The following is a 13,374-nucleotide window of genomic DNA, read 5'->3' as shown; positions in this document are numbered from 1 at the left end:
TGCTCAGAAGTGATTGCGGCGGGCGCTAGCGGCGAACTCAGTCGCCAGCAAATGCTCGGCCAGCACATCGTTGAGAAAGCGAAACTGATCGTTGAGCCCGACCACTTCGTTATTAAAGTGATGACCGGCTGCCGGAATCAGCAGCGCTTCGAATTTTTCGTCGAACACCAGGGTCAATACTTTACGAGACTCGAATTGCTGCGAGTAGTAGTTGTTGCCGAACACCGGGAAGCTCACGGCCAGGGTGACTTGGTTGATCATGACGTGCGCTCCTCGGAGAGGACGAACCAGCCGAATACGCTCAACGTGAAGGCCGTCAGGGCCAGGCAGGTCAGGAGATGGATCAGCATGGTTCGACCCTCCGCTACAGGGTTTGGTGTTGGGTTGAAATTGATCCTACGCTGACGGTCGGTGGGCGGAAGGCATTCGTTGCAATGGTGAATATCGATGCGAGTGATGGTCGGAGCTTGTAGGTGTGGCTGATGGCCCATCGCGAGCAAGCTCGCTCCCACAGGGGCTTATAGGTGTTCACAAGACTGTGTTCCAACCGGATCCACTGTGGGAGCGAGCTTGCTCGCGATGGCGGCCTCAAGAGCACTATCAGTTCTGAGCGGGTAACTGCCGCCACCTATACTCAAATCAGGGGCCTTTGAGCGCCGAACATCCCGTTCGGCTCACATTTCAGGAACCGCGATCTTGAACCTGCGTTCGCTGATCGTCGTCGTGCTGCTGGTGTTGGCGGGATGCGTCACGGCCCCGCCTGCCCCAGTGGAAGTGCCGCAGATCATGGTTTCTCCAAGCACCTGGCAGCAAGTCGACCGGGAGATTATCGATGCCTCGCAATCGGCCACCGAACAGGCAAAAATCTACGCGCGCGGGGCCATGGATTACTGGCGCACCCGGGTTTATCAGTTGACCGAAGAAAACTTCATTCCCTGGTTCAGCAGCTACTGGACCCAGGAATGGCTGTCAGTGAAGGTCAGTTGGTATTCCATCAGTAGCTCCAAAGACGAGAAAGATGCCTCGGAAAAACGCCTGGCGGCTTATTTGCTGGAGAAGTACCAGGAAAAAGTGCTGGCCCCGGCGGCGCTCGAGGTTGATCCGGATGCGATCCTCACCCTGGCAGCGGCGTTCTATCTGGACATTCTCAAGGAAGAACTGCAGAAGATTTCCCAGCGCCATGGCGTGCCGATGGCTCAGCTCAATGGCCGCATTCAGAAAATTCCGGCGATAGCCCTCGGGCCGCCGTCCGCCAGGGACGCTTCGCTTTATCAGGTGGTGCACTCCGAGCAATTGACCGCCTTGCCGGCTTACGCCGCGCTGGTCGACAAGGTCCACAAGGCCGGTGGCGACAAGGGAGTGGGGTCGACCGACACCGCCATGGCGCCGGTGGCCAAGCGTGCCAGTAAGCGCATCGAAGCCGAGATGGCCCCGCGCGGGGCGGCCAGTGCGGTAGCGGCGGCAGCCGGGAAGCTGGCCGGTGCGTTGATCTCCGTCGGCGTAGCGGGCGTGCGGGCGATCATCCAGGCCAACGACCGGCCGGACAGCGAAGCGTTGATTCGCAGCAGCTTGGGCAACACGTTCGACAAGGCCTGGACGAAGCTGGTGCAGAACCCGACGACCGGTGTCATGGCCGGGACCCTGTACATGGCGGCGCAGATCGAAGGCAGCCTGGCCAGCAGCGCTGAACCGCCGGTCGGCCTGGATGCCGGGCATGTCGAATGGCAGCCGAGCCAGTCGACTAACCAGCAGATCAACCCGTGAACCCAGGAGAATGCTCATGTCCTATGTCAATGCCTTTGCTGCAGCAGTCCCTACTGCCAACCGCGAACAGTTCAAGACGCACGCGGAAATCGCCGCCACGATTTTCAAGGAGAACGGTGCACTCAGTATCGTCGAATGTTGGGGCGAGGATGTGCCCGACGGCAAAGTGACCTCGTTTCCCATGGCGGTGAAACGCAAGGACGACGAAACCGTGGTGTTTGGCTGGATCATCTGGCCGGACAAGGCTACGTGCGATGCCGGGATGGAAAAAATGATGGTCGATCCGAGGATGCAGCAGGACGTCAATCCGATGCCGTTCGATGGCCAGCGGATGATCTTCGGCGGTTTTCAAAAGATCGTGGAAGCCTGAGCACCTGGCGCAGGATCACTCGGAAGCCGGGGTGATCCTGCAGCTCTTGCGATTACGAATCTCGCGGTCTGTAGGCCGTTCCTTGACGAACTCGAAGCGCGGCTCACCTTCGTTGTAGTGAACCAGCCAGCCCCATTCGAGCTCGAACTCATCTTGACCGGGTTTCGGTGGCACGGCCCACCATGGCTCTTTGCTGATGATTTCTCGCATGGCCCCCTCCAGTTGAATTGCTTGCATGAACTATAACTTGGATGTCAGGAGGTGCCACGAATGAGCGATGAATCCCGCGAACCCTTCAAACGGCTGTTTTTTGCGCTGGATTGCGCGCCGACACAACGCAAGGCCATCGCCCAATGGCGCAGCGCCTTGCAATTGCGCAGCGGGCGTCCGGTGCCGGTCGAGAATTTTCATCTGACCTTGAAGTTTCTGGGTGCGGTCGGGATCGCGCAGATTGCCGACATCTGCACGGCTGCCGCGTCTGTGCGCACGTCGGGCGAACGCCTGACCGTGGAGCTTGATCGCCTGGACGTGTGGCGCAGGGCAGGGGTATTGGTACTGGCGCCCGAGCAGGCATCGCCGGCATTGTTGCGGCTGGTGTATGACCTGGAGCAGGCATTGTTGCCCTTTGTCCTTGCGGATGCACCTCGGGAATTCCGCCCGCATTTGACCCTGGCGCGTGACTATCGGGCGCCGGTTCCGGAGTCCGCAACGCCCCCCGAATTTATTCTGCGAGCTGATCGCTTCACGTTGTTTGAATCGCACAAGGGCTGCTACCGGGCGCTGGCCGAATGGCCGTTGGGCGGTGCTTGATCCAAAACAAAAAAGGCGCCCGAGGGCGCCAAACTTCACCTTAACCGAGGAGCCAGGTGAGGGATGCAGCGGTGGTAAGGCGCTGCATGAATGTAATGGTGCTGCGATGATCGTTCCCACGCTCTGCGTGGGAATGCAGCCCGGGACGCTCCGCGTCCCTTTCCAGAGCTGGAACGCGGAGCGTCCCTTGAGGCATTCCCACGCAGAGCGTGGGAACGATCCGGTGACCGCGATTCGTTACTGACCCAGCTTCACCTTGGTCCAGCCCCGGGTCATCACTCGCTGCACGCCAATCGGCATGTCCGGGATGGCATACAAGGTCGCCATCACGTCCTGCGATGGGTACGAGCCCGGATCGTTGCGAATCGCCTCATCCACCAGCGGGGTCGCGGCCGCGTTGGCATTGCTGTAGCCGATGTTATTGGTGATCTCGGCGATGATGTCCGGACGCATCAGGAAGTTCATGAACAGGTAGGCGTTCTCGACGTTGGCGGCATCACGCGGGATGGCGACCATGTCGTAGAAACTGCCGGCGCCTTCTTTCGGGATGCTGTAGTCGATCTTCACCTTGTTCCCGGCTTCCTCCGCGCGGGCCTTGGCCTGCAGGACGTCGCCGGAGTAACCGACGGCCACGCAGATGTTGCCGTTGGCCAGGTCCGAGATGTACTTCGACGAATGGAAATACGCCACCGACGGGCGGATTTTCATGAACAGTGCTTCGGCTTCGGCGATGTGCGCCTTGTCCTGATCGTTCACCGGGTAGCCCAGGTAGTGCAGGGCGGCCGGGATCATCTCGGTTGGCGAGTCGAGGAAACTGATGCCGCAGGCTTTGAGTTTTTCAGCATTTTCGGGTTTGAACAGCAGGTCCCAGGAGTTGGTCGGGGCGTTGGCGCCGAGCACTTCCTTGACCTTCTGCGGGTTGAAGCCGATGCCGATCGAGCCCCACATGTACGGGAAGGCGTGGGCGTTGTCCGGGTCGCTGGCGGAGGCGTTTTTCAGCAGCACCGGATTGAGGTTCTTCCAGTTGGGCAGCTTCGACTTGTCCAGTTCATGATAGACCCCGGCCTTGATCTGCTTGGCCAGGAAACTGTTGGACGGCACGACGATGTCGTAGCCCGACTTGCCCGCCAGCAAGCGGGCTTCAAGGGTTTCGTTGCTGTCGAACACATCGTAGGTCACGCGGATGCCGGTCTCGTCTTCGAACTTCTTGACGGTGTCCGGTGCAATGTAATCCGACCAGTTATAGACGCGCAGAACCTTGTCATTGGCCTGGGCGCCCGAGGCGATCGCGCCCAATAAGGACAGTGTCAGCAGAGTCCTGCCAAACATTTTCATCGGTACAACTCCATTCTTTTTATTCAAGTACGCAAAGCAAAATTGCAATCAACATAAAGCCATTGGTGAAGGAGGGGGACCCATCACCCTGTAGGAGCTGCCGAGTGAAACGAGGCTGCGATCTTTTGATTTTTGAAAGCAAGGTCAAAAGATCGCAGCCTGCGGCAGCTCCTACGTTAGGCGGTGGCTCCAGCCATTTGCTTTTTCGGTTGTTGCCAGGATTCGCTCGCAGTCTGGTCCATCGCTTCCTGGATCGCCCGTTTACGGCTGGCTTCGGCACGGCGGCTGAAGTACCAGACCATGAAGGTCACGATCGACACGGCCAACAGGATCAGGCTGGCCACGGCGTTGATCTCGGGCTTCACGCCCAGACGCACCGCCGAGAACACTTCCATCGGCAGGGTCGTGGAACCCGGGCCCGAGACGAAGCTCGCCAGTACCAGGTCATCCAGCGACAGGGCGAACGACATCATGCCGCCGGCCGCCAGTGACGGCGCGATCATCGGAATGGTGATCAGGAAAAACACCTTGAACGGCTTAGCACCCAGGTCCATGGCCGCTTCTTCGATGGACAGGTCCAGCTCGCGAAGGCGGGCGGAGACTACCACCGCCACGTAGGCGGCACAAAACGTGGTGTGGGCGATCCAGATCGTGACGATGCCGCGCTCCATCGGCCAGCCGATCAACTGCGCCATGGCCACGAACAGCAGCAACAGCGACAGACCGGTGATCACTTCCGGCATCACCAGCGGTGCGGTCACGAGGCCACCGAACAGCGTGCGGCCCTTGAAGCGGGTGACGCGAGTCAGCACGAATGCCGCCAGTGTTCCCAGCGCTACCGCGGCAATCGCGGTGTAGCAGGCGATCTCCAGAGAGCGCAGCACCGAGCCCATCAGTTGCGAGTTGTCGAGCAGGCCGGCGTACCACTTGAACGACCAGCCACCCCACACCGTCACCAACTTCGAGGCGTTGAACGAGTAGATCACCAGAATCAGCATCGGCAGGTAGATAAACGACAGGCCGAAAATCAGCATGAACTTTGAAAATCCTAAGCGTTTCATCCCCGTGCCTCCATCTCTTTGGCCTGACTGCGGTTGAACAGCAGAATCGGCACGATCAGAATCAACAGCATCACCACCGCCAGGGCAGATGCCACCGGCCAGTCGCGGTTATTGAAGAACTCCTGCCACAGCACGCGGCCGATCATCAGGGTCTCAGGACCACCCAGCAGCTCCGGAATTACAAACTCACCAACCACCGGGATGAACACCAGCATGCAGCCTGCGATGATGCCGTTCTTGGCCAACGGCACGGTGATTTTCCAGAAGTTGTTGAAGTTGCTCGAACCCAGGTCCGACGCGGCTTCCAGCAGGCTGCCATCGTGCTTGACCAGATTGGCGTACAGCGGCAACACCATGAACGGCAAGTACGCGTAGACAACCCCTATATAGACAGCGGTGTTGGTGTTGAGGATTTCGATCGGGTGCGAGGTCAGCCCGGTCCACATCAGGAACCCATTGAGCAAACCGTTGTTGCTGAGGATGCCCATCCACGCATAAACGCGGATCAGGATCGCGGTCCAGGTCGGCATCATGATCAACAGCAGCAGGACGTTTTGCGCTTCCTTGCGGGTCTTGGTGATGGCGTAGGCCATGGGAAAACCGATCACCAGGCACATCAGCGTGCTGAACAACGCGACCTTCAACGAACCGAGGTAAGCCGAGAGGTACAGCTCATCTTCGCCCAGCAAGCTGTAGTTGCCGATGTTGAGCAGCAGATTGAATTTCTGCTCGGCGTAGGTGTAGATCTCCGAGTAGGGCGGAATGGCCAGGGCCGCTTCCGAGAAGCTGATCTTCATTACCAGGAAGAACGGCAACAGGAAAAACAGGCACAGCCACAGGAACGGGATGCCGATGACGAGCTTTCGACCGCTGGGCACCAGGCGCAGAAATTGCTGATTGAAGGTTCTCATGCGCGCAGTACCACGCCGCTGTCATCTTCCCACCACACGTAGACCTGATCGTCCCAGGTCGGACGAGCACCACGGCGTTCGGCGTTGGCCATGAACGACTGCACAACCTTGCCGCCAGGCAGCTTGACGTAGAACACCGAGTGACCGCCGAGGTAGGCGATGTCATGCACCTTGCCGCTGGACCAGTTGTAGCGGGTGTCGGGCTTGACGGTGCTGACCAGCAGTTTTTCCGGGCGGATGGCGTAGGTGATCGACTTGTCCTGCACCGACGTACTGACGCCGTGACCGACGTAGATCTTCTGCTCCAGGTCCGCGCTGTGAATGATCGCGTGGCCTTCCAGGTCTTCCACCACGGTGCCGTCGAAGGCGTTCACGTTGCCGATGAACTCGCAGACCATGCGGCTGACCGGTGCTTCATAGATGTCGACCGGGCTGCCGATCTGGGCGATCCAGCCCAGGTGCATGATCGCGATGCGCTCGGCCATGGTCATGGCCTCTTCCTGGTCGTGGGTCACCATGACGCAAGTCACGCCGACGCGCTCGATGATTTCCACCAGTTCCAGCTGCATCTGCGAACGCAGCTTTTTATCCAGTGCACCCATCGGTTCGTCGAGCAACAACAGCTTTGGACGCTTGGCCAGGGAGCGGGCCAATGCGACGCGCTGGCGCTGGCCGCCGGACAACTGATGGGGTTTGCGCTTGGCGTACTGGGTCATGTGCACCAGGCGCAGCATCTCTTCGACGCGGGCATCGATTTCACTGGCGGGCAAACGGTCCTGCTTGAGGCCGAAGGCGATGTTCTGTGCCACGGTCATGTGCGGGAACAGCGCGTAGGACTGGAACATCATGTTGATCGGCCGCTCATAGGGCGGCATGTCGGTGATGTCGACGCCGTCGAGCAGGATGCGGCCTTCAGTCGGGCGCTCGAAGCCGGCGAGCATGCGCAGCAGCGTCGATTTACCGGAACCGGAACCACCAAGCAGGGCAAAGATCTCGCCCTGATGGATTTCCAGGGACACATCGTCCACTGCGGTGGTCTCGTCGAACTTCTTGGTGACGCGGTCGACTTTCACCAACACCTTTTTCGGTGCCTGGTGACCTTCAAGAGCCTTCCTGTAGATGCTGGAGGCGTTTGCCATGTGAAACTCCCAACAGGTTTCAGTCGCCGGGCCAACGCGGCCTGGCTTAATAGTTGATTGCAAACCCGGGGCTTCACGGTCGACGCTGCCTCTTCTGTAGGAGCGAGCATGCTCGCGATGGTCGCCAACGATGACGCTGGCAGCCTGGATGCCCGCGGTGTCCGGACATCCATCGCGAGCATGCTCGCTCCTACAGGGAATTGCGTTTCCCACCCCGGGTTTATTCGGCGCCGCCATCCTGGCTGCCTGGTCGTACTTGTTGTTATTGCAGTGTGTTGTTGCCGTGAGGAACGGGCGCGCAAAGGCACGCCCGCCTGACTCACGGGGGCAGTAAATTGATTTTTCGTGTTTTACGTCAGCGCAAATTACGCATCGCCGCCCGTTGTCGGCACGCTTCGCCGAACGCCTGGAAAATGCTCAAGTAGGGCGGGTTGTCCAGGACCTGCCATTCCGGGTGCCATTGCACGCCGAGGGCAAACGCCTTGCTGTTCTCCACCGAGACCGCCTCGATCAAGCCATCCGGCGCGAGCGCTTCGGCGCGCAGACCGGGAGCGAGTCGGTCGATGCCCTGGCTGTGAATCGAATTGACCTGGAACTCCGGGGGCAGGTCCAGCGCCTGGAACACACCACCGGGCTGCACACTGACGGCATGCGCCGGTGCGTATTGCACCGCCAGGTCGGGATGGTTGGCTTCGCGATGATCGAGGAAGCCCGGTAGTTCATGGACCTTCTGATGCAGGCTGCCACCGAACGCCACGTTCATCTCCTGAAAACCCCGGCAGATGCCGAGCACTGGAACGCCAGCGGCAATTGCCGCGCGAATCAGGGGAAGGGTGGTGCGATCCCGCTGGGGATCGTGTTCGGTGCCGGGAGCGCTGTCGGGACCTTGATAGTGGAAGGGCTCCACATTCGAAGGCGAGCCGGTCAGCAACAGACCGTCGAGCTGCGGTAGCAGGTCTTCGATTTCAGTCAGGTCGCCTAAGGAAGGAATGACCACAGGCAGCCCCAGCGCGGCAACGCTGACAGCACGCAAGTACTTGTCGCCGCTGACATGGTAGGGGTGCAGGCCAATCTGTTTGACGCATGCAGTAACGCCGATCAATGGCTTGAGTGCCATTTTTATCACCTCGAAGTTTCACACTTGAACGAGCTTTTCCGGAGCTTAGCCTTGTTGATTTTAATTAACAACTCTCATGTAAAAAATTCTAAACGCCGCACGTCCGAAGCTGAGAGTTTACGCGTGTTTCAAGGATGATTTGGCACTCTCGTGCCTCTGAGAGGCCCGAAAATAAACGCTGAAAGGCTGAGTGTTCGCTATTGACTTCACTTTGCCTTTCGGATTGACTGGCTACGTGAAAGGGTAGTGAACATAATAATTAACAGCTAAATAGGTGCATCATGTCGGTCCCTCTGCGTACCGTTCAACTCAACGAAGCAAACGCATTCCTTAAGAAATATCCTGAGGTTTTGTACGTCGACCTTCTGATTGCGGATATGAACGGTGTGGTGCGCGGTAAGCGCATCGAACGCACCAGTCTTCATAAGGTTTACGAGAAAGGCATCAACCTGCCGGCGTCCCTGTTTGCTCTGGACATCAATGGCTCCACGGTGGAAAGCACCGGCCTGGGTCTGGACATCGGCGACTCCGACCGGATCTGCTACCCGATCCCTGGCACCCTGAGCATCGAGCCATGGCAGAAGCGCCCAACCGCGCAACTGTTAATGACCATGCACGAACTTGAAGGTCAGCCGTTCTTCGCCGACCCGCGGGAAGTGTTGGCCAATGTGGTGCGCAAGTTCGACGACATGGGCCTGACCATCTGCGCCGCGTTCGAACTGGAGTTCTACCTGATCGACCAGGACAACGTGAACGGTCGTCCGCAGTCGCCGCGCTCGCCGGTGTCCGGCAAGCGTCCGATGTCGACCCAGGTGTACCTGATCGACGACCTCGACGAATACGTCGACTGCCTGCAGGACATCCTCGAAGGCGCGAAAGAGCAGGGCATCCCGGCTGACGCCATCGTCAAGGAAAGTGCCCCGGCGCAGTTCGAAGTCAACCTGCACCACGTGGCCGATCCTATAAAGGCTTGCGACTACGCGGTGCTGCTCAAGCGTCTGGTGAAAAACATCGCCTACGACCACGAGATGGACACCACCTTCATGGCCAAGCCGTATCCGGGCCAGGCGGGCAACGGTCTGCACGTGCACATTTCGATTCTCGACAAAGAAGGCAACAACATCTTTGCCAGCGAGGATCCCGAGCAGAACGCCGCGCTGCGACACGCGATCGGCGGTGTGCTCGAGACCCTGCCGGCGCAGATGGCGTTCCTCTGCCCGAACGTCAACTCCTACCGTCGTTTCGGCGCACAGTTCTACGTGCCGAACTCGCCGAGCTGGGGCGTCGACAACCGGACCGTGGCGGTCCGCGTGCCGAACGGTTCACCGGACGCCGTGCGCATCGAGCACCGCGTGGCCGGTGCCGATGCCAACCCGTACCTGTTGATGGCCTCGGTATTGGCCGGCGTGCACCACGGCCTGACCAACCAGATCGAGCCGGGCGCCCCCGTGGAAGGCAACAGCTACGAGCAGAACGAGCAGAGCTTGCCGAACAACCTGCGCGATGCCCTGCGCGAGCTGGACGACAGCGAAGTCATGGCCAAGTACATCGACCCGATGTACATCGACGTGTTCGTGGCGTGCAAGGAAAGCGAGCTGGCCGAGTTCGAGAACTCCATCTCCGACCTTGAGTACAACTGGTACTTGCACACCGTCTGACGGCGTTGGCGGCATACACAAAACCTGTGTACGCCGCCAACCCCTGTGGGAGCGAGCTTGCTCGCGATGAGGTCGTCACATTCAACATTGACGGCGACTGACCCTCCGCTATCGCGAGCAAGCTCGCTCCCACAGGTACTGCGGCAATCTGATCCATGTCCGAATGGCATCAGTCCGACGATCACTTATCGAGTCACAACCATGACAAACACTCGCAGCGACTGGGAGCAACGCTTCCAGTCCCTAACAATTGAAAGCCGCGCCTTCATCGACGGCCAATACTGCGCAGCCGCCAGCGGCGCCACGTTCGAATGCATCAGCCCCGTGGACGGTCGCTTTCTGGCGAACGTCGCCAGCACCGACGAAGCCGACGCCAATGCGGCAGTCGCTGTCGCACGCCGCACCTTCGAATCCGGCATCTGGGCCAACCTGGCCCCGACCGAGCGCAAGCGCATCCTGATCCGCTTCGCCGACTTGATCCTGTCCAACCAGGAAGAACTGGCGCTGCTCGAAACCCTCGACATGGGCAAGCCGATCAGCGACTCCACGGCCATCGACATTCCGGCGGCCGCCAACGCGATCCGTTGGACCGCCGAAGCCATCGACAAGCTCTACGACGAAGTCGCCGCCACGCCCCACGATCAGCTTGGTCTTGTCACTCGCGAAGCGGCCGGCGTAGTCGCGGCCATCGTGCCGTGGAACTTCCCGCTGATCATGGCCAGCTGGAAATTCGCCCCAGCCTTGGCAATGGGCAACTCGTTCATCCTCAAGCCTTCGGAAAAGTCGCCGCTGACGGCCATTCGCATCGCGCAGCTGGCGCTCGATGCGGGCATTCCCAAGGGTGTGTTCAACGTCCTGCCGGGCTTCGGCCACACCGTCGGCAAGGCACTGGCGTTGCACATGGACGTTGACGTGTTGGCCTTTACCGGCTCCACGGCGATTGCCAAGCAGCTGATGATCTACGCCGGGCAAAGCAATATGAAACGCGTCTGGGCTGAAGCCGGTGGCAAGAGCGCCAACGTGGTGTTCGCCGATGCGCCAGACTTGCGCGCCGCCGCGCAGGCCGCCGCTGGCGCCATTGCTTTCAACCAGGGCGAAGTCTGCACCGCCGGCTCGCGTTTGCTGGTGGAGCGCTCGATCCGTGATCAGTTCATCCCGCTGCTGGTGGAAGCCCTGCAAGGCTGGAAACCGGGGCACGCGCTCGATCCTGCGACCACCGTCGGCGCGGTCGTGGATCAACGTCAACTGGACAACGTGCTGCGCTACATCAACATCGGCAAGGAGCAGGGCGCTCAGTTGATCGCGGGTGGCAGTCGCACCCTCGAAGACACCGGGGGCCTCTACGTGGAGCCTGCGATTTTCGATGGCGTGACCAACGCCATGACCATCGCCCAGGAAGAAATCTTCGGCCCGGTGTTGTCGGTGATCACCTTCGACAGCGAGCAAGAAGCGCTGCAAATTGCCAACGACAGCATCTACGGCCTGGCCGCCGGCGTGTGGACCAGCAACCTGAGCAAGGCCCACACCTTCGCCCGTGGCTTGCGCGCCGGCAGCATCTGGGTCAACCAGTACGACGGCGGCGACATGACCGCGCCGTTCGGCGGGTTCAAGCAGTCGGGCAATGGTCGGGACAAATCGCTGCACGCGTTCGACAAGTACACCGAGCTCAAGGCGACCTGGATCAAGCTCTAATTCTTTTACAGCGGTGGGCGCCGGTTTGCCGGCGTCCCTCGGAGAACAACAATGAAACAACAACACGTCAACAGCTACTACGCCGCCACCCGCAACGAAGTGATCGACTTTCCGATCCTGGAAGAAGCGGTGGACTGCGATGTCTGCATCATCGGCGCCGGCTACACCGGCCTGTCCTCGGCGCTGTTCCTCACCGAAGCCGGCTATAAAGTGACGGTGCTGGAAGCCGCAAAAGTCGGCTACGGCGCCAGCGGTCGTAACGGCGGTCAACTGGTCAATTCCTACAGCCGCGACGTCGACGTGATTGAAGAGCGTTACGGCGACAAGACTGCGGAAATCCTCGGTAGCATGATTTTCGAAGGCGCCGACATTATCCGTTCGCGCATCAAGGAATACGACATTAAATGCGACTACCGCCCGGGCGGCATCTTCGCAGCGATGAACAAGAAACAACTCAATGGCCTGGCCGAGCAGAAGCGCAACTGGGAGCGCTACGGCAACCGTAATTTGAAAATGCTGGACGCGGCTGATATCCGCCGCGAAGTGGGCTCCGATGCCTACGTCGGCGGCCTGCTCGACATGCAGGGTGGCCACGTTCACCCATTGAACCTGGCCCTCGGAGAAGCCGCCGCCATCGTACGTCTGGGCGGCAAGATCTACGAACAATCGGCTGCGGTGGAAATCACTTACGGCGAGCCGATCACTGTGCGCACCGCCAAAGGCGTGGTGAAGGCCAAGTACCTGCTGATCGCCGGTAATGCCTACCTGCCGCAGGGCCTCGACAATCGCGTGACCAGCAAGAGCATGCCGTGCGGTTCGCAAATTGTCGTGACCGAGCCGCTTTCGGAAAAAGTCGCCCGCAGCCTGATCACCAACAAGTATTGCGTTGAAGACTGCAACTACCTGCTCGATTACTACCGCCTGACCGCTGACAACCGCCTGCTCTACGGCGGCGGCGTGGTCTACGGCGCGCGCGAACCGGACGACATCGACCAACTGATCCGCCCGAAAATCCTCAAGACCTTCCCGCAGTTGAAGGATGTGAAGATCGACTATCGCTGGACCGGCAACTTCCTGCTGACCATGTCGCGCATGCCGCAATTCGGCCGTATCGAGAAAAACGCCTACTACATGCAGGGCTACAGCGGTCACGGCGTCACGTGCTCGCACCTGGCGGGCAAACTGATATCGGAAATGATCCGTGGCGACGCCGAGCGCTTCGACGCGTTTGCCTCCCTGCCACACATGCCGATGATCGGCGGGCGCACGTTCTCGGCACCGTTGACCGCCCTCGGCGCCGTGTACTACTCGCTGCGCGACCGTTTCGGCATCTAAGCTTTACCTCGCCGGCGGTGGCCCGATAAAGGTGTCGCCGGTTTTTTATCTGACACACCGCAGTCCCTGTGGGAGCGAGCCTGCTCGCGAAGAGGTCATATCAGCCGAAACAGACGGCGCCTGACACACCGCTTTCGCGAGCAGGCTCGCTCCCACAGGTTGTGCAACTTCATGGCAAATGG

Annotated in this window: 13 protein-coding genes; 6 read left to right on the top strand and 7 right to left on the bottom strand. The window is 59.9% G+C overall.

What is annotated here, in order from left to right:
* Positions 1 to 3 precede the first annotated feature (3 nt).
* A complete protein-coding gene (locus ACA054_RS18705; protein WP_497685581.1) occupies positions 4 to 261 on the bottom strand; it encodes a hypothetical protein in 258 nt (85 codons plus the stop codon).
* 435 nt (positions 262 to 696) lie between these two features.
* Between ACA054_RS18705 and ACA054_RS18700 the strand changes: the two genes are divergently transcribed.
* Entirely contained in the window at positions 697 to 1,764 is a 1,068-nt protein-coding gene (locus ACA054_RS18700) for a hypothetical protein (RefSeq protein WP_497685580.1), read from the top strand.
* Positions 1,765 to 1,780: 16 nt separating this feature from the next.
* Positions 1,781 to 2,134: a DUF1428 domain-containing protein gene (locus tag ACA054_RS18695; protein ID WP_497685579.1), complete on the top strand. Its 354-nt coding sequence runs from the start codon at positions 1,781 to 1,783 to the stop codon at positions 2,132 to 2,134.
* A gap of 15 nt (positions 2,135 to 2,149) precedes the next feature.
* Here ACA054_RS18695 and ACA054_RS18690 read toward each other — a convergent pair whose 3' ends face one another.
* Positions 2,150 to 2,344: a hypothetical protein gene (locus tag ACA054_RS18690; protein ID WP_497685578.1), complete on the bottom strand. Its 195-nt coding sequence runs from the start codon at positions 2,342 to 2,344 to the stop codon at positions 2,150 to 2,152.
* Between the two features lie 60 nt (positions 2,345 to 2,404).
* Here ACA054_RS18690 and thpR point away from each other — a divergent pair, with 60 nt between their 5' ends.
* Positions 2,405 to 2,944, top strand: coding sequence for an RNA 2',3'-cyclic phosphodiesterase (thpR, locus tag ACA054_RS18685; protein ID WP_497685577.1), 540 nt, complete (start codon positions 2,405 to 2,407; stop codon positions 2,942 to 2,944).
* A gap of 237 nt (positions 2,945 to 3,181) precedes the next feature.
* Here thpR and ACA054_RS18680 read toward each other — a convergent pair whose 3' ends face one another.
* The 5 genes from ACA054_RS18680 to ACA054_RS18660 form a co-directional block, all read right to left on the bottom strand.
* Complete coding sequence (locus tag ACA054_RS18680; protein WP_497685576.1) at positions 3,182 to 4,279, bottom strand: polyamine ABC transporter substrate-binding protein; 1,098 nt, start codon at positions 4,277 to 4,279, stop codon at positions 3,182 to 3,184.
* Positions 4,280 to 4,455: 176 nt separating this feature from the next.
* The gene (locus tag ACA054_RS18675) at positions 4,456 to 5,340 is read right to left on the bottom strand and encodes an ABC transporter permease subunit (protein WP_497685575.1); all 885 of its coding nucleotides are present in this window, start codon (positions 5,338 to 5,340) and stop codon (positions 4,456 to 4,458) included.
* Entirely contained in the window at positions 5,337 to 6,218 is an 882-nt protein-coding gene (locus tag ACA054_RS18670; protein WP_497690335.1) for an ABC transporter permease subunit, read from the bottom strand. The genes ACA054_RS18675 and ACA054_RS18670 overlap by 4 nt, the downstream gene beginning before the upstream one ends.
* A gap of 29 nt (positions 6,219 to 6,247) precedes the next feature.
* Positions 6,248 to 7,390 (bottom strand): polyamine ABC transporter ATP-binding protein, encoded by a 1,143-nt coding sequence (gene potA / locus ACA054_RS18665; protein ID WP_497685574.1) that lies wholly within the window; start codon positions 7,388 to 7,390, stop codon positions 6,248 to 6,250.
* A gap of 355 nt (positions 7,391 to 7,745) precedes the next feature.
* Complete coding sequence (locus ACA054_RS18660; protein ID WP_497685573.1) at positions 7,746 to 8,507, bottom strand: gamma-glutamyl-gamma-aminobutyrate hydrolase family protein; 762 nt, start codon at positions 8,505 to 8,507, stop codon at positions 7,746 to 7,748.
* Positions 8,508 to 8,788: 281 nt separating this feature from the next.
* Between ACA054_RS18660 and ACA054_RS18655 the strand changes: the two genes are divergently transcribed.
* The 3 genes from ACA054_RS18655 to ACA054_RS18645 all read left to right on the top strand — a co-directional run bounded on the left by ACA054_RS18655 (position 8,789) and on the right by ACA054_RS18645 (position 13,192).
* Positions 8,789 to 10,165 carry a glutamine synthetase family protein gene (locus ACA054_RS18655; RefSeq protein WP_497685572.1) on the top strand — a complete coding sequence of 459 codons (1,377 nt, stop codon included), beginning with the start codon at positions 8,789 to 8,791 and terminating at the stop codon, positions 10,163 to 10,165.
* 201 nt (positions 10,166 to 10,366) lie between these two features.
* Positions 10,367 to 11,857, top strand: coding sequence for an aldehyde dehydrogenase (locus ACA054_RS18650; RefSeq protein ID WP_497685571.1), 1,491 nt, complete (start codon positions 10,367 to 10,369; stop codon positions 11,855 to 11,857).
* Between the two features lie 51 nt (positions 11,858 to 11,908).
* Positions 11,909 to 13,192 (top strand): NAD(P)/FAD-dependent oxidoreductase, encoded by a 1,284-nt coding sequence (locus ACA054_RS18645; RefSeq protein ID WP_497685570.1) that lies wholly within the window; start codon positions 11,909 to 11,911, stop codon positions 13,190 to 13,192.
* Positions 13,193 to 13,374 lie beyond the last annotated feature (182 nt).

The sequence above is a fragment of the Pseudomonas sp. LBUM1653 genome (assembly GCF_059716115.1).
This window is presented reverse-complemented; position numbering and strand designations above follow the sequence as displayed.

What these genes read in the sequence shown, in the direction of transcription:
- ACA054_RS18680 (WP_497685576.1), bottom strand. Translation starts at nt 4,279, where the DNA reads ATGAAAATGTTTGGCAGGACTCTGCTGACACTGTCCTTATTGGGCGCG.
- potA (WP_497685574.1), bottom strand. Translation starts at nt 7,390, where the DNA reads ATGGCAAACGCCTCCAGCATCTACAGGAAGGCTCTTGAAGGTCACCAG.
- ACA054_RS18675 (WP_497685575.1), bottom strand. Translation starts at nt 5,340, where the DNA reads ATGAAACGCTTAGGATTTTCAAAGTTCATGCTGATTTTCGGCCTGTCG.
- ACA054_RS18705 (WP_497685581.1), bottom strand. Translation starts at nt 261, where the DNA reads ATGATCAACCAAGTCACCCTGGCCGTGAGCTTCCCGGTGTTCGGCAAC.
- ACA054_RS18695 (WP_497685579.1), top strand. Translation starts at nt 1,781, where the DNA reads ATGTCCTATGTCAATGCCTTTGCTGCAGCAGTCCCTACTGCCAACCGC.
- ACA054_RS18645 (WP_497685570.1), top strand. Translation starts at nt 11,909, where the DNA reads ATGAAACAACAACACGTCAACAGCTACTACGCCGCCACCCGCAACGAA.
- ACA054_RS18690 (WP_497685578.1), bottom strand. Translation starts at nt 2,344, where the DNA reads ATGCGAGAAATCATCAGCAAAGAGCCATGGTGGGCCGTGCCACCGAAA.
- ACA054_RS18660 (WP_497685573.1), bottom strand. Translation starts at nt 8,507, where the DNA reads ATGGCACTCAAGCCATTGATCGGCGTTACTGCATGCGTCAAACAGATT.
- thpR (WP_497685577.1), top strand. Translation starts at nt 2,405, where the DNA reads ATGAGCGATGAATCCCGCGAACCCTTCAAACGGCTGTTTTTTGCGCTG.
- ACA054_RS18650 (WP_497685571.1), top strand. Translation starts at nt 10,367, where the DNA reads ATGACAAACACTCGCAGCGACTGGGAGCAACGCTTCCAGTCCCTAACA.
- ACA054_RS18655 (WP_497685572.1), top strand. Translation starts at nt 8,789, where the DNA reads ATGTCGGTCCCTCTGCGTACCGTTCAACTCAACGAAGCAAACGCATTC.